Origin of the sequence: Streptococcus oralis subsp. oralis (genome assembly GCF_002096445.1) — a bacterium.
Lineage (GTDB): Bacteria > Bacillota > Bacilli > Lactobacillales > Streptococcaceae > Streptococcus > Streptococcus oralis_N.
Genome location: NZ_NCUK01000013.1, coordinates 1,039,868 through 1,064,834, shown reverse-complemented (window position 1 = coordinate 1,064,834; position 24,967 = coordinate 1,039,868). Strand labels below are relative to the sequence as shown.

The following is a 24,967-nucleotide window of genomic DNA, read 5'->3' as shown; positions in this document are numbered from 1 at the left end:
ATGGGATATGAAAAAGTGGTGGAAGGAGCTATTGGATAAGCCCTTATTGAAAGCTTTTTTGCATTATTATCAAGCATCTGATAGTGAGTTGACCAGTGTTGCGGTTGCCTACTATTGGTTGATTTCAATCTTTCCTTTGCTAATGATAATGGTCAATATTTTGCCTTATTTTCAGATTCCGGTTTCAAATTTCTTACTGACGATCAAGGAATTTTTGCCCGATACGGTGTATGATGTGGTCGCCAAGATTGTCCGAGAAGTTCTGACTCAACCATCAACTGGTTTGTTGAGTTTTGCCGTTTTATCTGCACTCTGGACCTTTTCGAAATCAATGGATTTCCTTCAAAAAGCTTTTAACAAAGCCTATGGGGTGACCAAGAGTCGAGGAATTATCTCCCATCAGTTGATGAGTCTACTTGTTAGTTTTGGCTTGCAGATTCTTTTTGCCTTGGCCTTGTTTTTGAGTATGTTTGGTCGTATGTTGCTCAACCTCCTCAAAACTTACTGGCAATCAGACAGTCCGCTATTTTCCTACCTGCAAGATTTTACAGGCCCTCTGGTCTATGCCTTGATCTTTGCCATTTTGGTTATGATTTATTACTTCCTTCCAAAAGTAAAAGCACCACGAATCCGCTATGTTTTACCAGGAAGTGTCTTTGTCTTGCTAACTCTTATCTTTTTATTGAATATCTTTTCTGTCTACGTCAATAGTTATGTCAATCATCTGGTTGACGTTCGATTTTTCAGTTCTATTATCGTGGTGGTCATGATGTTCTGGTTTATTCTCATTGCAAAGATTTTGATTATCGGAGCAGTTATCAATGCCAGTGTTCAGAGTTTGAAAGATCCAAAGTTTAGTATGGAATAATTAGAAAAATCCCTATTAGGTTTCCTAATAGGGATTTTCTTAATAGATAAACATGGCATCTCCAAAACTGAAGAAGCGGTAGCGTTCTTGGATGGCATGGTGATAAGCATCTAGGACTAAGTCACGACCGGCAAAGGCAGAAACCAACATGACCAGAGTTGATTTTGGTAGGTGGAAGTTGGTTGAAAAAGCATCCACAACCTTCCAGTCGTAGCCTGGTTTGATAAAGATATTGGTCCAGCCAGAATCTGCTTGGATTTGCCCATTAAACTTGGAACCGATGGTTTCCAGTGTGCGGATCGAAGTGGTTCCGACAGCGATGACACGACCTCCATTTTCCTTAACAGAGCGAAGGGTGGCAGCTGCTTCCTCAGAAAGCTGGTAGAATTCGGAGTGCATTTCATGTTCGTCTAGATTGTCTACAGAAACGGGTCTAAAGGTTCCGAGTCCGACATGGAGAGTGAGATAGACTAGATGAACACCTTTGGCTTGGATTTCTGCTAGCAGTTCTTTGGTAAAGTGCAGTCCAGCAGTTGGTGCAGCAGCAGAGCCACTTTCTTTGGCGTAGACCGTTTGATAACGTTCACGGTCATCTAGTTTTTCGTGGATGTAGGGCGGTAGTGGCATTTCACCCAGACTTTCCAAAACTTCTAGGAAAATTCCTTGGTATTCAAAGCGGACAAAGCGGCCCCCGTGGGTCAATTCTTCCGTAACGACAGCGCTGAGGCGACCATCACCAAAGTTGACACGAGTCCCGACCTTGAGGCGTTTGGCAGGTTTGGCGAGAACCTCCCACTCATCTCCACTGGTATTTTTGAGTAGGAGAAGCTCCACATGGCCTCCAGTTTCTTCCTTTTGACCATAGAGGCGGGCAGGGAGAACGCGAGTGTCATTCATGACAAGGGCATCACCAGGTTCCAGCATGTCGATAATAGAGTGGAAGTGTTTATCCTGAAATTCTCCCGTCTCACGATTGACGATGAGGAGTTTGGAGGCATCTCGCTTTTCAAGGGGTGTTTGGGCAATCAATTCCTCAGGCAAGTGGAAATCAAAATCAGCTGTATTCATTTTTTTCATCATTCTTTCTAACTTCTAATCTTATCCATTATAACACGTTTCAAGTTTGGACGCTCTTTTTTTAGAAAATAAATCGTTTTCACTTGACAAAAATTGGTCTATACCATATAATAAATATAGAAACATGGAGGATATAAAATGAAAGTTATTAAAGTTGAAAATCAAGTTGAAGGTGGAAAAGTAGCTTTTGAGATTTTGAAGGAAAAATTGGCCAATGGTGCTCAAACGTTAGGACTTGCGACAGGAAGTAGCCCTCTTGAATTTTACAAGGAAATCGTTGAGAGTGACCTTGATTTTTCAAATCTAATCAGTGTAAACCTTGATGAGTATGTAGGACTTGACGGAGACAATCCACAGTCTTACCGTTACTTCATGCAAGAACACTTATTCAACCAAAAACCATTTAAAGAAAGTTTCTTGCCACGTGGTGTTAAGGATAATGCTGAAGAAGAAGTAGAACGCTACAATCAAATTTTGGCTGACCATCCTGTTGATTTGCAAATCTTAGGAATCGGTCGCAATGGACATATCGGTTTTAACGAGCCTGGCACTCCATTTGACAGCCAAACGCATCTAGTCGAACTTGACCAGTCTACCATCGAAGCTAATGCTCGCTTCTTTGACAAGATTGAAGACGTTCCAACCCAAGCCATTTCAATGGGGATTAAAAACATCTTGGATGCCAAGTCAATTATTCTCTTTGCATACGGTGAGTCGAAAGCAGAAGCTATTGCTGGAACAGTATCAGGCCCAGTGACTGAGAATCTCCCAGCAAGTAGCCTACAAAACCACCCTGACGTGACGATTATCGCAGATGCAGAAGCACTAAGCTTACTTGAAAAATAAATTCAGAACCACTTGCTCTTTTGAGTAAGTGGTTTTTTATAGTTTTCATGAGTCAATAGAAAAAAGTGGTATAATAGAATGGTAGAACAACTAGACCTAGTTAGGTTCAATTTTTACTATTTTATGATATACAGGGAGAGAATGAAAGTATGCTATTAGAAAATAATTTGATCAAAGACAATATACGAGCGGATAACCAAAGCTTTCTCTATTATTTACACGAAGAAAACGTATTTGATAAGCAGTCTCTAGCTGATTTGTGTCATTATATAGAGAAGTTGGATTCTATAAGTATAGAGTTATTAAGGGATCTTCATTTTATTGAACAGCAAATCCTTCGTCACCTTGTTTACCATTTTGATAACAATGACTTGAGTAAGATTTCGAATCTTCCTATTGATTACTGGGGATATCTTGAGCCTTTCGAACATGCTGTGGAAAATTTGTATGAATATGATTTAGAGTAGATGAGATGTGTAATTTATACATAGGGAAAAGGTAATAATTTCGAGTTTTCTCTTGACATTTATTCATTTTGCATGTAAAATAGAATAGATCTTGAACTTGAAGGGAGTGAAAAAAATGTCTAAAACAGTAGTACGTAAGAATGAATCTCTTGACGATGCACTTCGTCGTTTCAAACGTGCGGTTACTAAAGCTGGTACTCTTCAAGAAACACGCAAACGTGAATTCTATGAAAAACCTTCTGTAAAACGTAAACGTAAATCAGAAGCAGCTCGTAAACGTAAAAAATTCTAATTTGAAATGAAAGGCTAGACTTGTCTAGTCTTTTTATTTTCAAATAAATACTGTAATTCCTGCAAAAAAAGAAAACTTCCTCCTACAATTTGATATAATAGTAAGGAGAACTCGATTGAAGGAGGAAATTATGTCGGTTTTAGTAAGAGAAGTCATTGAAAAGCTCAGACTAGATATTGTCTATGGTGAAGGCGAATTGCTTGAAAAGGAAATCAATACTGCGGACATTATGAGACCTGGTCTTGAAATGACGGGCTATTTTGATTACTATACTCCAGAACGGATTCAACTGTTAGGGATGAAGGAGTGGTCCTATTTGGTCGCTATGCCTGCCCATAACCGTTATCAAGTTTTGAAGAAAATGTTTCTACCTGAAACACCTGCGGTTATCGTTGCTCGTGGCTTGGTAGTGCCAGAAGAAATGTTGAGGGCTGCTAGGGAATGTAAGATTGCGATTTTGACCAGTCGAACATCAACTAGTCGTTTATCTGGAGAGTTATCTAGCTACCTTGATTCCCGTTTGGCTGAACGTACGAGTGTGCATGGTGTCTTGATGGACATCTATGGCATGGGTGTCTTGATCCAAGGGGATAGTGGTATCGGTAAGAGCGAGACAGGCCTTGAACTTGTGAAACGTGGACACCGTTTGGTAGCAGACGACCGTGTAGATATCTTTGCCAAGGATGAAATGACCCTTTGGGGAGAGCCCGCTGAAATATTGAAGCATTTACTTGAGATTCGTGGAGTGGGTATTATTGACGTGATGAGTCTCTACGGAGCAAGTGCTGTAAAAGATTCTTCACAAGTTCAGTTGGCTGTTTACTTGGAAAATTATGATACCCATAAGACCTTTGACCGTCTTGGAAACAATGCCGAAGAACTCGAAGTTTCTGGTGTAACGATTCCGCGTATCCGCATCCCAGTAAAAACAGGACGCAATATCTCTGTTGTTATTGAGGCGGCAGCCATGAACTACCGTGCTAAGGAAATGGGCTTTGATGCGACACGTTTATTTGAAGAACGCTTGACAAGTCTGATCGCTCAAAATGAGGTGAAAGATGATTAATCCAGTTGCATTTGAAATCGGTCCTTTTTCCATTCGTTGGTATGCTTTGTGTATTGTGGCCGGATTGGTCTTGGCTGTCTACCTTGCCATGAAAGAAGCTCCCAAAAAGAAAATTCTATCAGATGATATTTTGGATTTTATCCTAATTGCTTTCCCAGTTGCTATTTTAGGTGCTAGATTATACTACGTACTCTTTCGCTTAGATTATTATCTGCAAAATCCAGGTGAAATCATCGCTATCTGGAATGGTGGTTTGGCCATTTATGGAGGTTTGATAGCAGGGGCTATTGTTCTTTATATCTTTGCAGATAGAAAGCTGATTAATACTTGGGATTTCTTAGATATTGCAGCACCGAGCGTCATGGTTGCCCAGAGTTTAGGACGCTGGGGGAACTTCTTTAACCAAGAAGCCTACGGTGCAGCGGTAGATAGTCTGGATTATTTGCCGGGCTTTATCCGTGATCAGATGTACATTGAGGGGAGCTATCGTCAGCCGACCTTCCTATACGAGTCGGTTTGGAATCTGATTGGTTTTGCTTTAATCTTGATTTTTAGACGAAAATTAAAGGGAATCAGACGCGGTCAGATCACTGCTTTATACTTGATTTGGTATGGTTTTGGTCGTATGATCATCGAAGGGATGCGGACAGATAGTCTCATGTTCTTTGGTCTACGAGTTTCCCAGTGGTTATCAGTTATCCTTATCGGACTCGGTATTTTTATCATACTTTATCAAAATCGAAAGAAAGCTCCGTTCTATCATACAGAGGAGGAAAAATAAATGTTAGAAGTTGCATATATTCTTGTTGCGATTGCTTTGATTGTCTGTTTAGTCTATTTGACAATCACGATTCAAAAAGTCGGTCGTATGATTGATGAGACAGAGAAAACCATCAAAACATTGAGCTCAGATGTGAACGTTACCTTGCATCAGACCAATGAATTGTTGGTTAAGGTCAATGTGTTAGCAGACGATATTAATGTCAAAGTTGCGACGATTGATCCACTTTTTACGGCTGTGGCTGACTTATCTGAGTCAGTATCTGATCTCAACCAACATGCACGTGTTTTAGGTAAAAAGGCTTCATCTGCTGGTTCAAAGACCATTAAAACAGGTGCAAGCTTGTCCGCTCTTCGTGTCGCAAGTAAATTTTTCAAAAAATAAAAAAGGAGAAATCTTATGGGAAAACTATCCTCTATCCTTTTAGGAACAGTTTCAGGTGCTGCTCTTGCTTTGTTTTTGACGAGTGACAAGGGTAAGCAAGTTTGTAGTCAAGCTCAGGATTTTCTAGATGATTTGAGAGAAGATCCAGAGTATGCTAGAGAGCAGGTTTGTGAGAAACTAACTGAAGTGAAGGAACAGGCAACGGACTTTGTTCTGAAAACAAAGGAACAAGTAGAATCTGGTGAAATCACTTTTGATAGTGTCCTTGACCAAGCTAAAAACTGTGCTCGACAAGCGACGGAAGCATCCAAGGAAACCTTTAACAATCTCAAGGAGCAATGGCAAGAACAGTCAGCAACTCCAGACGTCGCTGAAGACCAAGAAGAAATCATCATCGATATTACTGAAGTATAAGGTATCACCATCTCTGGTTTTTGGAGATGGTGATTTTTATCTGCAAGTCTGTCTTTGTGGTATAATAAATACTATGCAGAAAAAACCAACGTCCGCCTATGTGCATATTCCCTTTTGTACACAGATTTGTTATTATTGTGACTTTTCAAAAGTATTTATCAAGAATCAACCAGTAGATAGTTACCTGGAGCATCTGCTAGAGGAGTTCCATTCTTATGATATCCAAAAGTTGCGAACTCTCTATATTGGAGGTGGGACGCCAACAGCTCTGTCCGCTCCGCAATTAGAGTTGCTCTTAGATGGCTTGACTAAAAATCTAGACTTGTCTGTCTTGGAAGAGTTGACTATTGAGGCCAATCCAGGCGATTTGGACGCGGATAAGATTGCGGTTTTGAAACAGTCGCCAGTCAATCGTGTTTCCTTAGGTGTGCAGACTTTTGATAACAAAATGCTGAAAAAGATCGGGCGTAGTCACTTGGAGAAGGATATTTATGAGAATATCGACCGTCTCAAACTGGCTGGTTTTGACAATATCTCCATTGATCTAATCTATGCTCTTCCAGGTCAAACTATGGCTCAGGTCAAGGACAATGTGGCTAAGGCTATCTCGCTTGATATTCCTCATATGAGCCTTTATAGCTTGATTTTGGAAAATCATACGGTCTTTATGAACCGCATGCGACGAGGGAAGTTGCCCCTACCCAAGGAAGAGTTAGAAGCGGAGATGTTTGAGTACATCATTTCAGAGCTTGAGCGAGCTGGTTTTGAGCATTATGAGATTTCGAATTTCTCCAAACCAGGCTTTGAAAGTCGCCATAATCTCATGTACTGGGACAATGCTGAATATTATGGTATCGGTGCGGGTGCTTCAGGTTATGTGAACGGGGTGCGCTATAAAAACCACGGTCCTATCCGCCACTATCTCAATGCAGTAGAGGCAGGAGATGCACGGATAACAGAAGAAAACCTGACTCAAAAGGAGCAGATGGAAGAAGAAATGTTCCTAGGCCTCCGGAAAAAATCCGGGGTTTCTATGGCGCGATTTGAGGAAAAATTTGGACGATCCTTTGATGGACTTTATGGCGAAATCATCAGAGATTTGGTTCAACAAGGACTTATGCAGATCGACGGTGATCGTGTCCGAATGACAAAGAGGGGTCTCTTCTTGGGAGACACTGTAGCAGAACGATTTATTTTGGAGTAGAACAATGGGCTTAACTTATCAAATGAAAATGAAAATTCCTTTTGATATGGCGGACATGAACGGTCATATCAAACTTCCAGATGTGATTTTGCTGTCCTTGCAAGTATCAGGTATGCAGTCGATCGAACTGGGAGTTAGTGACAAGGATATGTTAGAACGTTACAATCTGGTCTGGATTATTACAGACTATGCGATTGACGTGGTTCGCTTGCCTCGCTTTGCTGAAGAGATTACGATTGAAACAGAAGCATTGACTTACAATCGTCTTTTTTGCTACCGTCGTTTCACTCTCTATGATGAAGCAGGTCAAGAAATCATTCGCATGGTAGCAACCTTTGTTCTCATGGACAGGGACAGTCGTAAAGTTCATGCTGTCGAACCGGAAATTGTTGCGCCTTACCAGTCTGAGTTTGATAAAAAACTCATCCGTGGGCCAAAGTATGCTAACCTAGAAGACCCGATCAGTAAAGACTACCATGTTCGTTTTTACGACTTGGATATGAATGGTCATGTTAATAACAGCAAATACCTGGATTGGATTTTTGAGGTCATGGGAGCAGACTTTCTGACCAAGTATATTCCAAAGAAAATCAATCTCAAATATGTAAAAGAAGTGCGACCAGGTGGCATGATTGCCTCAACTTATGAACTCAAGGGACTAGAAAGCAAGCATGAGATTATCAGTGATGGCGAGATCAATGCCCAAGCTATGATTACTTGGCAAGAAATTGAAGGCAATTAGAAAGGACGATATGGCTTATAAAGGTTATTTAATTGATTTAGACGGAACCATTTACAAGGGGAAAGACAGAATCCCGGCAGGAGAGGCTTTTGTGCATGAACTGCAAAAGCGTGAAATTCCTTATCTCTTTGTAACCAACAATACAACCCGAACTCCAGAGAGTGTTCAAGAGATGTTGGCTCAGAATTTTAACATTAATATGCCTCTATCAACTGTCTATACAGCGACTTTGGCAACCATCGACTATATGAACGACTTGGGACTGGAAAAGACAGTCTATGTCATCGGAGAAGCTGGGCTCAAGGATGCTATTGAGGCGGCTGGTTATGTCGAAGACAAGGAAAATCCAGCCTATGTGGTCGTTGGACTGGACTGGCAAGTTGACTATGAAAAATTTGCCACAGCAACTCTAGCCATTCAAAAGGGGGCTCACTTTATCGGAACCAATCCAGACCTTAATATTCCAACGGAACGTGGTCTTTTGCCTGGTGCTGGTTCACTAATTACACTTCTTGAAGTAGCAACACGGGTCAAACCAGTTTATATCGGAAAACCAAATGCGATCATTATGGATAAGGCAGTTCAGCACTTGGGCTTGGATCGAGAAGACTTGCTCATGGTTGGGGACAACTATCTGACGGATATTCGAGCAGGCATTGACAATGGCATTCCAACGCTCTTGGTGACAACAGGTTTTACCAAGGCAGAAGAAGTGCCGGACCTGCCAATTGCACCAACTCATGTAGTTTCTAGCCTTGCGGAGTGGAATTTTGATGAAAACTAAACTGACCTTTTGGGGAAGTATGCTCTTTCTCCTCTCCCTTTCTATCCTACTGACCATTTATCTTGCATGGATTTTCTATCCTTTGGAAATTGAGTGGCTGAACTTAGCGGATCGAGTCTATCTAAAGCCAGAAACCATTCAGTACAATTTTCATATCTTGATGAATTACCTGACCAATCCCTTTAGTCAGGTCTTAGAGATGCCAGATTTTCGTTCATCAGCAGCAGGTCTACACCACTTTGCGGTGGTGAAGAATCTCTTCCACTTGGTTCAGCTAGTTGCCCTAGTGACACTTCCAAGTTTCTATTTCTTTGTTAGAAAGATTGTAAAAAAAGGCTTTTTGCCCCTATATCGTAAAAGTATCCTAGCTCTAGTACTATTGCCTCTAGTCATTGGCCTTGTAGGGGTGTTGATTGGTTTTGAGCAATTCTTTACTCTTTTCCATCAGATTCTCTTTGTGGGAGATGATACCTGGCTTTTTGATCCAGCAAAGGATCCCGTTATTTGGATTTTGCCAGAGACTTTCTTTCTCCATGCCTTTTTACTTTTCTTTGCTTTGTATGAAGGAATGTTTGGTTTCCTTTTTGTTAAAGCTTCAAGGAAATAGTGGAAAAAGTTCTGTATTTTTAATAAAAAACGAGAGAAGTTGCTCCACTCCCTATTTATTTTTAGGTTATCCTAAAGATAAACTTGTAAAGCAGGAGATTTTTGCAGAAAACAGTCTATTTTCTATGAAAAAATAGGCTTTTTTTCTAAAAATACCTAGTCAAGCGCTTTATTTTTTTGTATAATAGAAATAGTAAGTATAGATAAAAGAAGAGAAAAGCATGATTACACTATTTTTATCACCGAGTTGTACATCATGTCGTAAGGCAAAGGCTTGGTTAGAGACGCATAAAGTGCCCTTTCAAGAGCATAATATTATGACTAGTCCTTTAACAAGAAAAGAATTACAACATATTCTTTCCTTGACCGAAAATGGTACTGATGACATCATTTCAACTCGTTCAAAAATTTTTCAAAAATTGGATATTGATGTAGAGAGTATCTCGGTATCGGAGTTGCTTCAGTTGATTGAGCAATATCCTAGTCTTTTGCGTCGCCCAATTATTATAGATACCAAACGCATGCAAATCGGTTTTAATGAAGATGAGATTCGTGCTTTTCTCCCTCGTAGTTACCGTAAACAAGAATTGAAAGAAGCAACATTGAGAGCTGGTATTGGATAGATGAACAAACAGTATAGTTACCCACTAGATTTGTCGTGGAGCACTGAAGAACTTGCTTCAGTGCTTTCTTTTTTTAATGATGTTGAAGCTGCTTATGAAGATAAGGTTGAAGCAAAAAAACTGCTAGAATCTTACAAGAAATTTAAGTCTGTGGTTCCAAGCAAAAGTGAAGAAAAACGTTTAGGTCGCGAATTTGAGACGGCTAGCGGTTATTCCTGCTATCATGCGGTTCAATTAGCAAAAGAAAAAAGAGAAGGGAAGATTTCTCTTGGAAACTAAATTTGAATTTGCCAAACAGATTGTGCAGGAAGCTGCTGCCTATATTTTGGCTCACATGAAAGAAGATTTGCAGGTTGAGCGCAAGTCTTCGCCTACAGACTTGGTGACGCGTTTGGACAAGGAGGTCCAGGAACTCTTGGTTGAACGGATCAAGTCCACCTACCCTGAGGACTTGATTTGCGCGGAAGAGGGCTGTTTACGTGCTGCAGTAGGTCAAGGTTCTGTTTGGGTGATTGATCCCATTGACGGTACCAATAACTTTGTCGCCCAGCAGGAAGATTTTGCCGTGATGTTGGCTTATTTTGAGAATGGTGTGGGCAAATTTGGTGTCATCTATGATGTCATGAAAGGTGATTGTTACCATGGTGGTGGTGCCTTTCCTCCTTGCCGCAATAATGAGCCCTTACCGCCTTTTAAAAAGAAACCTCTTCAAGAATTTTTAGTTGCCGGTAACTCAGGTATGTTTGAAAGCAATGAGTGGGGCTTGGCGGATTTGGGTCGAGCAGCGTTGGGAGTCCGTGTATACGGCAGTGCGGCCATTAGTTTTGCCAAGGTTTTATCGGGTCGTCTTCTGACTTATATTACCTACTTGCAACCATGGGATTACGCTGCGGCCAGTATCTTAGGGGAAAGTCTGGGTTATCGTCTTCTTACAGTATCAGGTGAGCCCGCTGATTTTAAAACGCGTCAGCCTGTCATGATGGTGCCAATCGAGATGCAAGAAGTGATTCAGTCTTATATCTACGAAAGGAAAGAGAACTAAATGCAATTTCCAGAAGGATTTGTTGAAAAATATGAAGCGATACTAGAAGATGAGGCAAGAGACTTTCTTGCCTCTTTTAAACAAGAAGCAGTTTCGGCTTTTCGGGTCAATCCCTTAAAAGAAAGTCAGTTATCGTTTGCAGATGCTATTCCCAATACACCTTGGGGGTATTATGGCAAGGTCTCAGGGAAGTCACCAGAGCACGCGACAGGTCTCGTTTATTCGCAAGAGCCTGCAGCCCAAATGGTGGCTCAGGTAGCTCAACCAAGTCCTGGTATGAAGGTCTTGGACTTGGCTGCAGCACCAGGTGGAAAATCCACTCAACTAGCAGCTTATCTGGCTAATCAAGGTATCCTTGTCTCCAACGAAATTTCAAGCAAGCGTGCTAAGATTTTAGTGGAAAATATGGAGCGATTTGGAGCGACAAACGTTGTTGTGACTAATGAATCTGCTGACCGCTTGGCCAAGGTTTTTAAAGGTTACTTTGATGTGATTGTCCTTGATGCACCTTGCTCGGGTGAAGGGATGTTTCGTAAGCAGCCCGATGCCATGGATTATTGGAGTACCGATTATCCTAACCAATGTGCTAGTCTCCAAAGAGAAATTTTAGAAGATGCAGTGACCATGCTTGCTGAGGGTGGCCGTCTGGTCTATTCGACCTGTACTTGGGCACCAGAGGAAAATGAAGAAATCGTCCACTGGTTGCTGGATACTTATGATTTTGAACTGCTTCCAGTCGAGCACGTGAACGGTATGGTAGCAGGAATTGATTTTCCTGAAACGGCGCGGATGTATCCTCATCATTTCAAGGGAGAAGGCCAGTTTGTTTCCCACTTGCAGTTTAAGGGACAAAATCCAGCACCTAAATTCAAGGCTACCAAGAGCAATCTCAGTCGTGAGCAACTGGCTTTGTGGCAAGAATTTGCCCAAAAACACTTACGGGTCAATCTAACTGGTATCTTGCAGACTTTTGGAGATCAACTCTATCTCCTGCCCGAGATGCTACCTGATCTAGGGAAACTCAAAATTGCTAGAAATGGACTTCATCTGGGGACTTTTAAAAAGAAACGCTTCGAACCAAGCTTTGCTCTGGGATTAGCCTTGAAACCAAGTCAAGTAAAACAAAGTGTCGAAATCAATGATGAGGACTTTGTAAAATATGTGGCTGGTGAGACTGTTCAATTGTCTGAAGATCGACCAAATGGCTGGTACCAAGTTGTGGTTCAAGGAAACGGACTAGGCTTTGCCAAGGTAACGGGTAATGTTTTGAAAAATTATTATCCAAAAGGGCTCAGATTCAGGTGAAAAAGCTAGTCAAAGAGCCTATTCTATGTTATAGTGGAAGTATGAGTTTTTTCTGATAGTCTTTCATTATTACTTATATTATACGATGGAATTGTCCGCTCCTAAGAATGTCAAGATAAAATAAAGCGGTACAATCATTGATGATAATTGGATGATCAGGACAAACGGAAGAAATCAGAACATTTATCATCATGTTCAAGGAGAATAACAGTGAAAAAAAGAAAAAAGCTCGTCATGTCTCTTGCAGCTCTTTTGATGGCAAGTTCTCTAGCAGGATGCGCTAGCTGGATTGATCGTGGAGAATCCATGACAGCCGTTGGTTCAACTGCTCTTCAGCCTCTTGTCGAAGCGGCAGCAGATGAATTCGGTTCTAGAAACATCGGAAAAACAGTTAATGTTCAAGGTGGAGGATCGGGTACAGGACTTTCCCAAGTCCAGTCTGGAGCAGTTGACATCGGGAACTCTGACGTCTTTGCAGAGGAAAAAGAAGGAATCGATGCTTCAGCCCTAGTAGACCACAAGGTTGCAGTGGCTGGTCTTGCAGTGATTGTAAACAAAGAAGTGGATGTTGAAAATCTCACAACCGAGCAACTTCGTAAGATCTTTACAGGTGAAGTGACCAACTGGAAAGAAGTTGGGGGCAAAGACCTGGCCATTTCAATCATCAACCGAGCAGCAAGTTCTGGTTCACGAGCGACGTTTGATACGGTCGTTATGAATGGCCAATCGGCAATGCAGAGCCAAGAACAGGATTCTAACGGGATGGTCAAGTCGATTGTATCCCAAACCCCTGGAGCCATTTCTTACTTGGCTTTTGCCTATGTAGATGACTCCGTGAAAAGCATGAAACTGAATGGGTATGAACCTACGTCTGAAAATGTAACGACCAATAACTGGCCTTTGTGGTCTTATGAACATATGTACACACTTGGTCAACCTAATGAGTTAGCTGCTGAATTCCTGAACTTCGTCCTCTCAGATGAAGCCCAAAATGGAATTGTTAAGGGAATGGGCTATATCTCCATCAATGAAATGAAAGTCCAAAAGGATGCTTCAGGTACCGTTACAGCAGTAGAAGGAGGTCAATAATGAATCAAGAAGAATTATCTAAAAAATTACTCTCTCCTTCAAAGAACTCTCGCCTTGAGAAGTTTGGTAAAGGTTTGACCTTCACCTGCCTTTCTTTGATCGTTATCATTGTGGCCATGATTTTGATTTTTGTAGCCCAAAAAGGCTTGTCGACCTTCTTTGTCAATGGGGTCAACATCTTTGATTTCCTCTTTGGACAAACTTGGAATCCTTCAGGGAAACAATTTGGTGCCCTTCCAATGATTTTGGGTTCCTTTATTGTGACGATTTTATCGGCCCTCATCGCAACTCCCTTCGCTATCGGAGCTGCAGTCTTTATGACAGAAGTATCACCAAAGGGTGCAAAGATTTTGCAACCGGCCATTGAACTCCTCGTCGGTATTCCTTCAGTCGTCTATGGATTTATCGGTTTGCAAGTTGTGGTGCCTTTTGTTCGTAGCGTCTTTGGTGGAACTGGTTTTGGGATCTTGTCAGGGATTTTCGTTCTTTTTGTCATGATCCTACCAACTGTAACCTTTATGACAACAGACAGCTTGCGTGCTGTTCCTCGTCATTACCGTGAAGCCAGTTTGGCTATGGGAGCCACTCGTTGGCAAACCATCTGGCGTGTGACCTTGAAAGCAGCACGTTCAGGTATTTTTACTGCAGTGGTCTTTGGGATGGCGCGTGCCTTCGGTGAAGCCCTTGCTATTCAGATGGTTGTCGGAAACTCAGCAGTTATCCCAACCTCGCTAACAACACCAGCTGCGACCTTGACTTCTGTTTTGACTATGGGTATCGGAAATACCGTCATGGGAACGGTTGATAATAACGTTCTCTGGTCACTGGCCTTAGTCTTGCTCTTAATGAGTTTGGCCTTTAACAGTGTGATTAAATTGATTACGAAAGAAAGAGGAAAGAAAAACTATGCACGCTAAGAAATTAGATAAACTTGCAACAGCTGTCCTCTATACCATCGCGGGTATCATCGTTGCCATCTTGGCATCCTTGATTCTCTATATCTTGGTGAGAGGGTTACCGCATATCTCTTGGTCCTTCTTGACAGGGAAATCTTCCTCTTATCAAGCAGGTGGGGGTATCGGGATTCAGCTCTACAATTCCTTCTTCCTTTTGGTCATTACCTTGATCATTTCTGTTCCCCTATCTATGGGAGCTGGTGTTTTCCTCGCTGAGTATGCCAAAAAAGGACCTGTGACTAATTTTATTCGTACCTGTATTGAGATTTTGTCTTCTCTACCATCAGTCGTTGTGGGTCTCTTTGGTTACTTGATCTTTGTAGTCCAGTTTGAGTATGGATTTTCAATCATTTCAGGTGCCTTGGCCTTGACAGTCTTTAACCTTCCTCAGATGACTCGAAATGTTGAGGACAGTTTAAAACACGTTCACCATACACAACGTGAGGCTGGTCTGGCTCTTGGTATCTCTCGTTGGGAGACTGTGGTCCATGTCGTCATTCCAGAAGCCCTTCCAGGTATCGTAACGGGTGTTGTCTTGGCCTCTGGCCGAATCTTTGGTGAGGCCGCCGCTCTTATCTATACGGCAGGACAATCCGCTCCAGCCCTTGACTGGTCTAACTGGAATATCCTCAGTGTTACCGGTCCTATCTCAATCTTCCGACAAGCAGAAACCCTGGCTGTCCACATCTGGAAGGTCAACAGTGAAGGAACCATTCCTGATGCTACCATTGTATCTGCTGGTTCTGCCGCAGTGCTCCTCATCTTTATCTTGATTTTTAACTTTGGGGCACGCAAACTCGGAAGCTATTTACACAAGAAATTAACCGCTGCCTAAAGGAGAAGCCATGTCAAAATATAACTGGGATGAAAAGCATATCATCACTTTCCCTGAAGAAAAAGTGGCCCTCTCTACTAAGGATTTACATGTTTACTATGGTAAAAATGAATCCATCAAGGGCATCGATATGCAATTTGAAAAAAATAAAATTACAGCCTTGATTGGCCCTTCTGGATCAGGGAAATCTACTTATCTTCGCAGTCTCAATCGGATGAATGATACCATTGATATTGCCAAGGTCACAGGTCAAATCCTCTACCGAGGGATTGATGTCAACCGTCCAGAAATCAATGTCTATGAGATGCGCAAGCATATCGGAATGGTCTTTCAACGTCCAAATCCATTTGCCAAGTCTATTTACCGCAACATCACTTTTGCTCATGAACGTGCAGGTGTTAAAGACAAGAAAGTCCTTGACGAAATTGTAGAAACCTCTCTAAGACAGGCTGCCCTTTGGGATCAGGTCAAAGACGACCTCCACAAATCAGCCTTGATGCTCTCTGGTGGACAGCAACAACGTCTCTGTATCGCTCGCGCCATCTCTGTCAAGCCAGACATCCTCTTGATGGATGAGCCAGCGTCAGCCTTGGATCCGATTGCGACAGCCCAGCTGGAAGAGACTATGTTGGAATTGAAGAAAGACTTTACCATCATCATCGTTACCCACAGTATGCAGCAGGCAGCGCGTGCAAGTGACTACACTGGATTTTTCTACTTGGGTGATTTGATTGAGTACGATAAGACATCCAATATTTTCCAAAATGCCAAGTTACAGTCAACCAATGACTATGTAACGGGACACTTTGGTTAGAAAGGAAACGGTATGTCAGAAGCGATTTTACAGGTATCAGACCTGTCCGTTTATTACAATAAAAAGAAGGCCTTGAATAGTGTTTCCCTTTCTTTCCAACCTAAGGAAATAACGGCCTTGATTGGTCCTTCTGGATCAGGAAAGTCTACCCTGCTCAAAGCCATCAACCGCATGGGCGATCTAAATCCTGAGGTGACAACAACTGGCTCAGTGGTCTATAATGGTCACAATATCTACAGCCCCCGTACCGATACGGTTGAATTGCGTAAGGAAATCGGTATGGTCTTTCAACAGCCTAATCCCTTCCCTATGTCTATCTACGAAAATGTTGTCTATGGGCTGCGTATCAATGGGGTCAAGGACAAGCAAGTTCTTGATGAAGCAGTAGAAAAGGCCTTGCAACGTGCTTCTATCTGGGATGAAGTAAAGGATCGGTTGCATGATTCGGCCATTGGTCTCTCTGGTGGACAACAACAACGTGTTTGTGTTGCTCGTGTCTTAGCAACCAGTCCGAAAATTATCCTCTTAGATGAACCAACTTCAGCTTTGGATCCTATTTCTGCAGGTAAGATTGAGGAAACCTTGTATGGTCTGAAAGATAAATACACCATGCTCTTGGTAACGCGTTCGATGCAACAAGCTTCTCGTATCTCTGATAAAACAGGATTTTTCCTAGATGGGGATTTAATCGAGTTTAACGATACGAAGAAGATGTTCCTAGACCCACAAAACAAGGAAACAGAAGATTATATTACAGGAAAATTTGGATAAGGAGTTGAATGATGTTACGATCTCAATTTGAAGAAGATTTGGAGAAATTGCACAACCAGTTCTATGCTATGGGACAAGAAGTGCTCTCGCAGATCAATCGTACAGTGCGTGCCTTTGTTACGCATGACCGTGATTTGGCAAAAGAAGTCATCGAAGACGATGCAGAAGTAAATGAATATGAAGTGAAGTTGGAAAAGAAATCATTTGAAATGATTGCCCTCCAACAACCTGTTTCGCAAGATCTTCGTACCGTCTTGACCGTTCTCAAGGCAGTTTCTGACGTGGAACGCATGGGAGATCATGCAGTGTCTATCGCTGAGGCGACCATTCGTATGAAGGGGGAGCAACGTATCCCTTCTGTTGAAGAAGAAATCAAAAAGATGGGACGCGATGTAAAAAACTTCGTTGAAGCAGCTCTAGATCTCTATCTGAATGGTTCTGTGGATCAAGCCTACGAAGTAGCGGCTATGGATGAAAAAATTAACCATTACTTTGATAACATCCGTGATTTGGCTACAGAAGAAATTAGGAAAAATCCTGAAGCTATCGTTACAGGTCGTGATTACTTCCAAGTCATTTCTTTCTTGGAGCGTATCGGAGACTACGCAAAAAATATCTGTGAATGGGTTGTTTACTTTGAAACAGGTAAGATTGTCGAACTATAAGAAACGGTTTAAATATACAGAACAAAAGGCTGATTAGAATAAATCAGTCTTCTTTTTTATGAAAAGAATTGTTTTACAATCAAAATCTTTAAAAGGGTTGACAACTATTTTTAAAAGAGTTATAATTATTCAGGAAAAACAGAAAGGTCGTTTATTTATGAAGTTTAAGAAATGGATGTTTGTTGTGTGTAGCATGCTTGCCAGCATGGTTTTGGTAGCTTGTCAGTCAGGAACGGATAGTTCCCAATCTGCTGTGGACGCTATTAAACAAAAAGGAAAGCTAGTTGTTGCGACCAGCCCAGACTATGCACCGTTTGAATTCCAAGCCTTGGTAGATGGTAAAAACCAGGTAGTTGGAGCAGATATTGATATGGCTCAAGCGATTGCGGACGAGCTTGGGGTTAAACTTGAAATCTCAAGTATGAGTTTTGACAATGTCTTGACCAGCCTTCAAACTGGAAAGGCTGACTTAGCCATAGCAGGAATTAGTGCTACAGATGAGAGAAAGGAAGTCTTTGACTTTTCAATTCCTTACTATGAAAATAAGATGAGTTTCTTGGTTAGAAAAGCCGATTTAGACAAATACAAGGATCTTTCAAGCCTTGCAAGTGCCAATATCGCAGCTCAAAAAGGAACTGTGCCAGAAACCATGGTCAAGGAACAATTGCCAAATGCCCAGTTGACATCCTTGACCAATATGGGTGAAGCAGTCAATGAATTGCAGGCTGGAAAAGTGGATGCTGTTCATATGGATGAACCAGTGGCTCTTAGCTACGCAGGCAAAAACTCAGACCTTGTTGTTGCATCTGTTAACTTGACGATGAAAGATGGCGAAGCCAATGCCGTTGCCATCAAGAAGAATCAATCAGATTTGAAAGCAGTAGTAGATAAGGTTATCCAAAAACTAAAAGATGAAGGAACTTATCAAACCTATCTAGAAAAAGCAGCGAAACTTACAGAAGTTGAACAATAAGAAAAAGCAGAGTTGGACTTTAATCCGACTCTGCTTTTATGTATTCTAATAGCTCTTCTAGATTTTCGAGAGTGACTTTGGCGAACTGATAAGGGCAGATGTCCAAATAAGCCTTCTCAAAAAAGTCTAGTTTGAGTGAGCTGTGTTTCAGACTGGCAATTTTAGGATAGTTTCTCAAATCAAGCAAAAGACCATCGTGTAGAGGGTAGTGGGGCAAGGGACAGGTGTTTTCTTCAAGCACTTTCTTTATATGAGCCTGATAGTTCTCTTGAAGGGTCAATCGAGCCAGTCGATTTTTTTCAAATAACTGGCTATCGATATAAAGAGAAAGAGCCTTTTGCATGATGAGATTGCTGTCATAGTCCAGGATATTTTTGTAGGCAACAAAGGCCTCTTTTAGGGCATTTGGGAGAATGAGAGCGGTAATACGAAGGGCTGGAAAGAGGCTGGTTGAGAAGGACTTGATATAAATGACCCGATCTTCAGTATCCAGATAGTGGAAGGTTTGGCCCTTTCTAGAGTCTAAGTCACCTAGATAATCATCCTCGACGATATATACACCATACTGGTTTGCTAGATCCAGAATGGCCCTTTTTTCCTGATCAGAATAGGAATGGCCAAGAGGATAGTGGAAGCGAGGAATGGTATAGAAGAACTTGATTTTCCCAGATTTAAACTGTTCTTCCAGTTCGTCAAGGTCAATGCCATCAATACGGCGTTCAATGGTCTGGTATGCTAGCCTCTGAGCGACCAAGAGACGGTTCATCCGGTGGTAAGTCGGTTGTTCGACCAAAATCTCAGCTCTCTGGCTCGGGAAGTCAATCTGAGAAAGGATAAAGAGAGCTTGTTGGGTGCCAGAAGTTAGAACCAGTTGATCGGGTTTGCAGTAGAGGGCTTGGTTGAAAAGAAGTTGATGGACAGATTGTCTCAGTTCCTCAAGACCTTCTTGGTTGTCATAGTAGTTGAAGAGATAGTTTTCTCTTCCAATTAGGGTTTCATTGACGCAGATTCTGAAGTCGTCATAGGCACTGGCATGTTCATCAGTGACTTCGATTTCCAAGTCTTGGTGCTGTCCTTGTTCTAGAACATAGTAGCCACTTTGGGGTTTGGCATAGAGGTATTGTTCATGGCGTAATTCCAGCAGGGCTCGTTGGATAGTGTCCTTGCTACAGTGGAAGTCTTGGCTCAGTTGACGGATGGAGGGAAGCCGGCTACCTGTTGGAAATTTTCCTGATTCGATCCCCTTTTTTAGAAAGGAAACGACTGCTTGGTATTTACTTTCTTTCTTCATTCCAGACCTCCGTTGATTTTGTTACATTGTACCTTTTTTTTGCCTCCTTTGCAATGGGAAAAACATTCCCCCTTTCACAACTAGGAGCAAATGTGGTATACTTAGAAAGTATGATGATTCATTGAACAGAAGATAAGAAAGAGAATGGATAGAAAAGTGCAGGAACCGGTTAAATTATTTCAATACAATACTCTAGGTGCCCTAATGGCAGGTCTATATGGCGGAACCATGACAGTGGGAGAATTGCTGGAACATGGTGACCTCGGCTTGGGAACATTGGATTCGATTGACGGGGAGTTGATTGTCCTTGATGGCAAGGCTTATCAAGCCAAGGGGTCTGGTCAAACGCCTGAAATCGTTGAGGTGGCAGCGGATGCCCTTATTCCCTATGCAGCGGTGGTTCCTCATCAGGCAGAAGTGATTTTTCGTCAGCGCTTTGAGATGACTGACAAGGAATTGGAAAAACGAATTGAGTCCTACTATGATGGGGAAAATCTTTTTCGCTCCATCAAGATTCATGGCGAATTTTCACAAATGCACGTACGGATGATTCCTAAATCCACACCTGATACTAAGTTTGCTGATGTAGCGACTCACCAACCTGAATATAGCTGTGAAAATGTATCGGGAACCATTGTTGGGTTTTGGACACCTGAGATTTTCCATGGAGTGAGTGTTGCAGGCTACCATTTGCATTTTATCTCAGATGATTTGACCTTTGGTGGGCATGTGATGGACTTTGTTATCAAAGAAGGAATGATCGAGGTTGGGGCAGTCGACCAGTTGGACCAACGTTTTCCAGTCCAAGATCGCCAGTATTTATTTGCCAAATTTAACGTTGACGAGATGAAGAAAGATATTGATAAGTCAGAATAGGAGAAAAAGATGACAGTACATATTATCCTTACCATGATCGCTTTGGTTCTCATTCTAGTAAGTGGGACTTGGTATGCCAAAAAACGGTTTAAAATCTCTCTTGCAGTGATGGGCTTGGGGGCAATCGCATTTTTTGTTTCTTCTCAAGTGTTAGAGAAGATGGTTCACCTTCTGATACTCCATCCGCAAAAAGATGGAACCATTCCGCTTATGCAGGAGCAGCCTTTCTTATATGTGCTTTATGGGATTGCCATGGCAGCCCTCTTCGAGGAAACAGCTCGTCTTATCTTTTTTAAATGGTTGGAGAAAAAGAGAAAGCTAGAAGATCGAGATGCTTTGGCTTATGGTTTGGGACATGGGGGCTTGGAGATGCTCTATCTCGGAATGGGAAGCTTGATCAGTCTTTTGATTCTCTTTTCACTCATCCAGTCTTCAAATACTGATGTAGCCAATCTTCTTCCAAAATCTACGCTCGAAACGGTTCAGTCTCTTTCTGTATGGCAGGTTTATTTACTAGGAGTTGAGCGTATTCTTGCTCTGGTTCTGCAAATTGGTCTTTCCATCTGGGTCTATCAAAGTGTCCGTCAAAAGAAATGGATCTACCTCCTTGCTGCCTATGGTTTGCATGCCTTGTTTGACTTGGCTCCAGCCTTATCTCAAGTGGGATGGATTGCAAATCCGCTTCTAGTTGAGTTTGTTCTTCTCGTAGAACTTTTAGTCTTTATCTGGTTGACAAAATCTACATTTTGGAAAAAATCATAAAAAGAGGGGGACCTCTTTTTATTGTTCTCTCTTAACTCTGTTTTTGTCTATTTCTTACTATTTACCACCCGATGTATTATCTGGAAGACAAGCCTATCTTTCCGTTTAATACCTATTTACCAAGGGACAGCCAGCTTTTCAAGAAATGAAAAACTTGTTTAATAAATTCTTCAATTAAGCCAAGGAGATACCGTTATCAAGCAAGTCCACATCAACTTTATATATGCTCGAAAAAAATTTAAAAAATTTTTCATTTTTCTCTTGACATGGAACGCGTTCCAGAATGTACAATGGTATCAAAGGTTGGGAATGCGCATTTAAACCGACCTATCACACGCTAGCGGACAAAGAAGAAAAGAGGACAACATTATGACCATCAAACGTATTTTTTCAGATATGGACGGCACACTTCTCAATTCTGAGGGCCGCGTTTCTAGCGAGAATAGCAAGGCTATCCGCGATGCTCAGATTCCGCTGACTTTAGTTTCTGCTCGAGCTCCAATGGAAATGAGAGAGGCTATCGAAGCACTTCAGCTGACTGGCCCTCAAGTAGGTTTTAACGGTGGTTTGATTTATCAGATTGTGGATGGAAAGGTCAAACCCCTTCATATAGATATTCTCCCTAGAAAGACAGCACAAACTATCTTACAGGCAGTGCGCCAGCATTTTCCACAAATTAGCGTCAGCTATTATGATATGACGAACTGGTATTGTGATAGAATAGATGAAGGGATTCGTCTAGAGTTCAACATTACGCGCCAGGCACCAACACTTACAAACGAGGCTGATTTTCTAGCAGCTAAGGACAATACCTTCAAGATAATGATGATTGCCCTAGATAATGACGATTTATTGGCACTGGAGAAATACTTGCAAGCCCTAGACTTGGGCGAGGTCAGTATTCTCCGATCTGGTCAATATCATCTAGAAATTACCAGCAAAACTGCTAAAAAATCAAAAGGTATTGCTTATATTCTCAAAAAAGAAGGTTTAGATAAGAGCCAGATCGCTGCCTTTGGTGATGGGCACAACGATATCCCAATGTTTGAGATGGTGGGCTATCCAATCGTAATGGGCAATGCCTTTCCTGACATCAAAGAGCTGGCTTATAAGGTAACACGCAGCAATGATGAACATGGTGTCGGCTACGGCATTCGTAAATATCTCAAAAAAATCCATTAATCACGTGTTTGGAGGATGTCAATCCTCCTATAGAAAGCAAACAATGACAAATATTCGAAAAATTGCCAAACTGAGTGGCTACTCAGTTTCTAGCGTGTCACGCGTCATCAACAACCATCCTCATGTATCCGAGGAGGCTCGTCAGAAAATCCTGCAAGTCATGGAGGAACTGGACTACCGCCCCAACATTCTAGCTCAGGAGTTAAGTTCAGGTTCGACTCGTCGGGTCGGTGTAGTTATTCCCAACACGACCCTGCACCCTTATTTTAGTCAGTTACTGAACGGGCTTTTGGATGCAGCTATGGATCATAACTATACCTTGCTCATTCTACCTTCTCGTTATGATATAGACTTGGAAAAATATTATCTGGAGCAGCTGCGAGGAAGGGCCTTTGACAGTCTTATTTTCACCTCTCGCAGTGTAGATTTAGAAACCATTGCTTCCTACGCTAAGTATGGCAATATTGTCTGCTGTGAAGAAGTGCAGGACCCCAATCTGAGTAGCGTTTATGTGAGCCGCACCCATGCTTGCAAGACAGCCTTTAACTGGATTAAAGACCAGGGAAAAAGTAGAATTGCTCTGCTATTTACCCGAAAAGACCTAAAAAGTTCCACCTACCGTCTCACTATGGAAGCCTACAAGGAAGTTTTTGGTGAAAAAACAGAACCTCTGATTTTGGATGGCATTTCCACGGGAGAGGATGCTTATGAGCAAGGGGATAGCCTACTAGAGCAAGATTTAGACTGTATTTTCAGCAACGGAGATGATGTAGCAACTGGTGTGGTTCGCTATTATCAGGAGAAAAATCTTGAATTACCTTTGCTGATTGGCCAAGAAAAGCAACTGACAGGAGAGGTACTGGGGATTCCTACCATTGATAACAAATCCTACCAACTCGGTCAGGAAAGCTTCAAACAAGCACTCTCTGACGAAAAACGAACCATTATCCTACAATCGGAGTTTATCATACGATGATAAAATAGGCTCAAGCGACAATCGTCACTTGAGACCTATTTTTCTTCTATACAGCATCCGTAAACAAACCATAATGCAGATGCATAGGCAGGCAATCAAGACCAGACGATACGGATCCAGCCCTGAGCTGGAACTAGCTAGGTGCACCAAGTTACCAGAGAGATAAAAGACAAGTACGCTAACAAGATAGGCAATCCCCTGATAAATATTCCAAATTGTAAAGGGGCTAGGATTTGCTGCCTGGTGTTTGACTAGAGAAATGTAGAGTCCCCATAGAGCTCCCACAGCCCCATTTAATAACCCCCAACCTATGCTCCAAAAGATTGTATAGGATACAGCATCATGGGGAAGAAAGAAGATCAAAAGAATCTCACATCCCGTTACTACCAGTAAGATTGTGAAAAACAGAGAACGTCTTTTCTCAAAACAAGGACCTGCAAGAGCAAGGGCTAGGACATTTCCCAGCAAGCTCATGCTCGAATACAGAGACACGAGGTTGGCGGAAAGGTGCAATACCTGTACCATATAGAGGACATTCATCGTTAAGGTTACATATAAAATCAAACTATCCAAAAGTAGGACACGGACATGGTGCCAGAGCTGTTTTTTCAAAACCTGCCAGTCCATCTGCCTTGTTACTTGATGATTTTGAAACAAGCTATAGTCTGTTTGTAACTGTTTCAAAAGGATAAACTGCATGAACAGACTAGCAAGAGCAATCACCAGTAACCAACGAAAATGAAGTGCAGTCAGCTCTTTTCCGATGAAAAAGGAAATAAGAAGGGTATAAAAGCTCGTGACCAGCTGAAACAAACCTAAGTGACTGAGAAATTTTGCGCGGGCTTTCTCTTCTGTAACTAATAATATTAAGGGGTTCCAAGCTAGACCAAAGCCCAGCTCCACGGCTATCTGATATAGAACCAGAAAAAGAGCATAGATAGAAAAAGTCACACTTTCGTAGGGAATTACCACTAATATCCCTAGCAAACACAGCTTAGACAGTATACTCCACCGCATCAGGTCAAGGAGATTTTTCCTCCGCATCAGATAAGACAAGGGAATGCGGACAAGGGCTATAATCGGTAGCATTGTGATAAGCCAGCTATTTTGCAAATCACTAAAACCTAAAATCTGACTCATAAAAAGAATCATGAAGTCACCTGTTATGGTGATGGAAACAATTTGATTACTGAGGTTGAGCCCTACCATACTAGATTGATACGATCTTTTCATTTGTTCTCCTTTCTTGCCTCATTATAAACCAGAGTTTGTCCCT

Annotated in this window: 30 protein-coding genes; 27 read left to right on the top strand and 3 right to left on the bottom strand. The window is 41.8% G+C overall.

Annotation, left to right across the window (positions count from 1 at the left end; all coding sequences use genetic code 11):
* Positions 1–7 precede the first annotated feature (7 nt).
* Complete coding sequence (locus tag B7721_RS08605; RefSeq protein WP_084878610.1) at positions 8–868, top strand: YihY/virulence factor BrkB family protein; 861 nt, start codon at positions 8–10, stop codon at positions 866–868.
* 39 nt (positions 869–907) lie between these two features.
* Here B7721_RS08605 and queA read toward each other — a convergent pair whose 3' ends face one another.
* On the bottom strand, positions 908–1,936 hold the full coding sequence (gene queA / locus B7721_RS08600) for a tRNA preQ1(34) S-adenosylmethionine ribosyltransferase-isomerase QueA (protein ID WP_084878889.1): 1,029 nt from the start codon (positions 1,934–1,936) through the stop codon (positions 908–910).
* Between the two features lie 147 nt (positions 1,937–2,083).
* Here queA and B7721_RS08595 point away from each other — a divergent pair, with 147 nt between their 5' ends.
* The 22 genes from B7721_RS08595 to B7721_RS08485 all read left to right on the top strand — a co-directional run bounded on the left by B7721_RS08595 (position 2,084) and on the right by B7721_RS08485 (position 18,604).
* The gene (locus B7721_RS08595) at positions 2,084–2,791 is read left to right on the top strand and encodes a glucosamine-6-phosphate deaminase (protein ID WP_084878608.1); all 708 of its coding nucleotides are present in this window, start codon (positions 2,084–2,086) and stop codon (positions 2,789–2,791) included.
* A gap of 149 nt (positions 2,792–2,940) precedes the next feature.
* On the top strand, positions 2,941–3,258 hold the full coding sequence (locus B7721_RS08590; protein ID WP_084878606.1) for a hypothetical protein: 318 nt from the start codon (positions 2,941–2,943) through the stop codon (positions 3,256–3,258).
* Between the two features lie 115 nt (positions 3,259–3,373).
* On the top strand, positions 3,374–3,550 hold the full coding sequence (gene rpsU, locus B7721_RS08585) for a 30S ribosomal protein S21 (protein WP_000048054.1): 177 nt from the start codon (positions 3,374–3,376) through the stop codon (positions 3,548–3,550).
* A 130-nt stretch (positions 3,551–3,680) separates the two neighbouring features.
* Positions 3,681–4,616 (top strand): HPr(Ser) kinase/phosphatase, encoded by a 936-nt coding sequence (gene hprK, locus B7721_RS08580; protein ID WP_162283486.1) that lies wholly within the window; start codon positions 3,681–3,683, stop codon positions 4,614–4,616.
* Positions 4,609–5,397: a prolipoprotein diacylglyceryl transferase gene (gene lgt, locus B7721_RS08575; protein ID WP_084878602.1), complete on the top strand. Its 789-nt coding sequence runs from the start codon at positions 4,609–4,611 to the stop codon at positions 5,395–5,397. The genes hprK and lgt overlap by 8 nt, the downstream gene beginning before the upstream one ends.
* Entirely contained in the window at positions 5,398–5,781 is a 384-nt protein-coding gene (locus tag B7721_RS08570; RefSeq protein ID WP_084878600.1) for a DUF948 domain-containing protein, read from the top strand.
* 15 nt (positions 5,782–5,796) lie between these two features.
* Positions 5,797–6,195 (top strand): YtxH domain-containing protein, encoded by a 399-nt coding sequence (locus B7721_RS08565; RefSeq protein WP_000517390.1) that lies wholly within the window; start codon positions 5,797–5,799, stop codon positions 6,193–6,195.
* A gap of 73 nt (positions 6,196–6,268) precedes the next feature.
* A complete protein-coding gene (hemW, locus tag B7721_RS08560; RefSeq protein WP_084878598.1) occupies positions 6,269–7,399 on the top strand; it encodes a radical SAM family heme chaperone HemW in 1,131 nt (376 codons plus the stop codon).
* A gap of 4 nt (positions 7,400–7,403) precedes the next feature.
* Positions 7,404–8,141, top strand: a complete 738-nt coding sequence (locus B7721_RS08555) for an acyl-[acyl-carrier-protein] thioesterase (RefSeq protein ID WP_084878596.1) — start codon at positions 7,404–7,406, stop codon at positions 8,139–8,141.
* 10 nt (positions 8,142–8,151) lie between these two features.
* Positions 8,152–8,925, top strand: coding sequence for a TIGR01457 family HAD-type hydrolase (locus B7721_RS08550; RefSeq protein ID WP_084878594.1), 774 nt, complete (start codon positions 8,152–8,154; stop codon positions 8,923–8,925).
* Complete coding sequence (locus tag B7721_RS08545) at positions 8,915–9,532, top strand: TIGR01906 family membrane protein (RefSeq protein ID WP_084878592.1); 618 nt, start codon at positions 8,915–8,917, stop codon at positions 9,530–9,532. Before B7721_RS08550 ends, B7721_RS08545 begins: the two co-directional genes overlap by 11 nt.
* 220 nt (positions 9,533–9,752) lie before the next feature.
* Positions 9,753–10,154, top strand: a complete 402-nt coding sequence (locus tag B7721_RS08535; RefSeq protein ID WP_000631261.1) for a Spx/MgsR family RNA polymerase-binding regulatory protein — start codon at positions 9,753–9,755, stop codon at positions 10,152–10,154.
* Positions 10,155–10,433 carry a UPF0223 family protein gene (locus tag B7721_RS08530; protein ID WP_049505535.1) on the top strand — a complete coding sequence of 93 codons (279 nt, stop codon included), beginning with the start codon at positions 10,155–10,157 and terminating at the stop codon, positions 10,431–10,433.
* Positions 10,423–11,196, top strand: a complete 774-nt coding sequence (locus B7721_RS08525) for an inositol monophosphatase family protein (protein ID WP_084878590.1) — start codon at positions 10,423–10,425, stop codon at positions 11,194–11,196. Before B7721_RS08530 ends, B7721_RS08525 begins: the two co-directional genes overlap by 11 nt.
* Positions 11,197–12,501 (top strand): RsmF rRNA methyltransferase first C-terminal domain-containing protein, encoded by a 1,305-nt coding sequence (locus B7721_RS08520; protein WP_084878588.1) that lies wholly within the window; start codon positions 11,197–11,199, stop codon positions 12,499–12,501.
* 210 nt (positions 12,502–12,711) lie between these two features.
* Positions 12,712–13,590 carry a phosphate ABC transporter substrate-binding protein PstS gene (locus tag B7721_RS08515; RefSeq protein WP_084878586.1) on the top strand — a complete coding sequence of 293 codons (879 nt, stop codon included), beginning with the start codon at positions 12,712–12,714 and terminating at the stop codon, positions 13,588–13,590.
* A complete protein-coding gene (gene pstC, locus B7721_RS08510) occupies positions 13,590–14,507 on the top strand; it encodes a phosphate ABC transporter permease subunit PstC (protein WP_001070951.1) in 918 nt (305 codons plus the stop codon). Before B7721_RS08515 ends, pstC begins: the two co-directional genes overlap by 1 nt.
* Positions 14,497–15,381 (top strand): phosphate ABC transporter permease PstA, encoded by an 885-nt coding sequence (gene pstA, locus B7721_RS08505; protein ID WP_084878584.1) that lies wholly within the window; start codon positions 14,497–14,499, stop codon positions 15,379–15,381. The genes pstC and pstA overlap by 11 nt, the downstream gene beginning before the upstream one ends.
* A gap of 10 nt (positions 15,382–15,391) precedes the next feature.
* Complete coding sequence (gene pstB / locus B7721_RS08500) at positions 15,392–16,195, top strand: phosphate ABC transporter ATP-binding protein PstB (RefSeq protein WP_000049851.1); 804 nt, start codon at positions 15,392–15,394, stop codon at positions 16,193–16,195.
* 12 nt (positions 16,196–16,207) lie between these two features.
* Entirely contained in the window at positions 16,208–16,966 is a 759-nt protein-coding gene (gene pstB, locus B7721_RS08495) for a phosphate ABC transporter ATP-binding protein PstB (RefSeq protein ID WP_001287329.1), read from the top strand.
* A gap of 11 nt (positions 16,967–16,977) precedes the next feature.
* A complete protein-coding gene (gene phoU / locus B7721_RS08490) occupies positions 16,978–17,631 on the top strand; it encodes a phosphate signaling complex protein PhoU (RefSeq protein WP_084878583.1) in 654 nt (217 codons plus the stop codon).
* Between the two features lie 157 nt (positions 17,632–17,788).
* Positions 17,789–18,604, top strand: a complete 816-nt coding sequence (locus tag B7721_RS08485; RefSeq protein WP_084878886.1) for an ABC transporter substrate-binding protein — start codon at positions 17,789–17,791, stop codon at positions 18,602–18,604.
* A 19-nt stretch (positions 18,605–18,623) separates the two neighbouring features.
* On the opposite strand, the gene B7721_RS08480 is transcribed toward B7721_RS08485, so the two are convergent.
* Complete coding sequence (locus tag B7721_RS08480; RefSeq protein WP_084878581.1) at positions 18,624–19,895, bottom strand: aminotransferase-like domain-containing protein; 1,272 nt, start codon at positions 19,893–19,895, stop codon at positions 18,624–18,626.
* Between the two features lie 144 nt (positions 19,896–20,039).
* Here B7721_RS08480 and budA point away from each other — a divergent pair, with 144 nt between their 5' ends.
* The 4 genes from budA (at position 20,040) to B7721_RS08460 (ending at position 23,691) form a co-directional block, all read left to right on the top strand.
* Entirely contained in the window at positions 20,040–20,771 is a 732-nt protein-coding gene (gene budA / locus B7721_RS08475; protein ID WP_084878579.1) for an acetolactate decarboxylase, read from the top strand.
* 9 nt (positions 20,772–20,780) lie between these two features.
* Positions 20,781–21,533: a YhfC family intramembrane metalloprotease gene (locus tag B7721_RS08470; RefSeq protein ID WP_084878577.1), complete on the top strand. Its 753-nt coding sequence runs from the start codon at positions 20,781–20,783 to the stop codon at positions 21,531–21,533.
* 369 nt (positions 21,534–21,902) lie between these two features.
* The gene (locus tag B7721_RS08465) at positions 21,903–22,715 is read left to right on the top strand and encodes a Cof-type HAD-IIB family hydrolase (RefSeq protein WP_084878575.1); all 813 of its coding nucleotides are present in this window, start codon (positions 21,903–21,905) and stop codon (positions 22,713–22,715) included.
* Positions 22,716–22,758: 43 nt separating this feature from the next.
* Positions 22,759–23,691, top strand: a complete 933-nt coding sequence (locus B7721_RS08460) for a LacI family DNA-binding transcriptional regulator (protein WP_084878573.1) — start codon at positions 22,759–22,761, stop codon at positions 23,689–23,691.
* Positions 23,692–23,715: 24 nt separating this feature from the next.
* Here the strand turns inward: B7721_RS08460 and B7721_RS08455 are convergent, their stop codons facing one another.
* On the bottom strand, positions 23,716–24,924 hold the full coding sequence (locus B7721_RS08455; RefSeq protein WP_084878571.1) for a hypothetical protein: 1,209 nt from the start codon (positions 24,922–24,924) through the stop codon (positions 23,716–23,718).
* Positions 24,925–24,967: the final 43 nt, after the last annotated feature.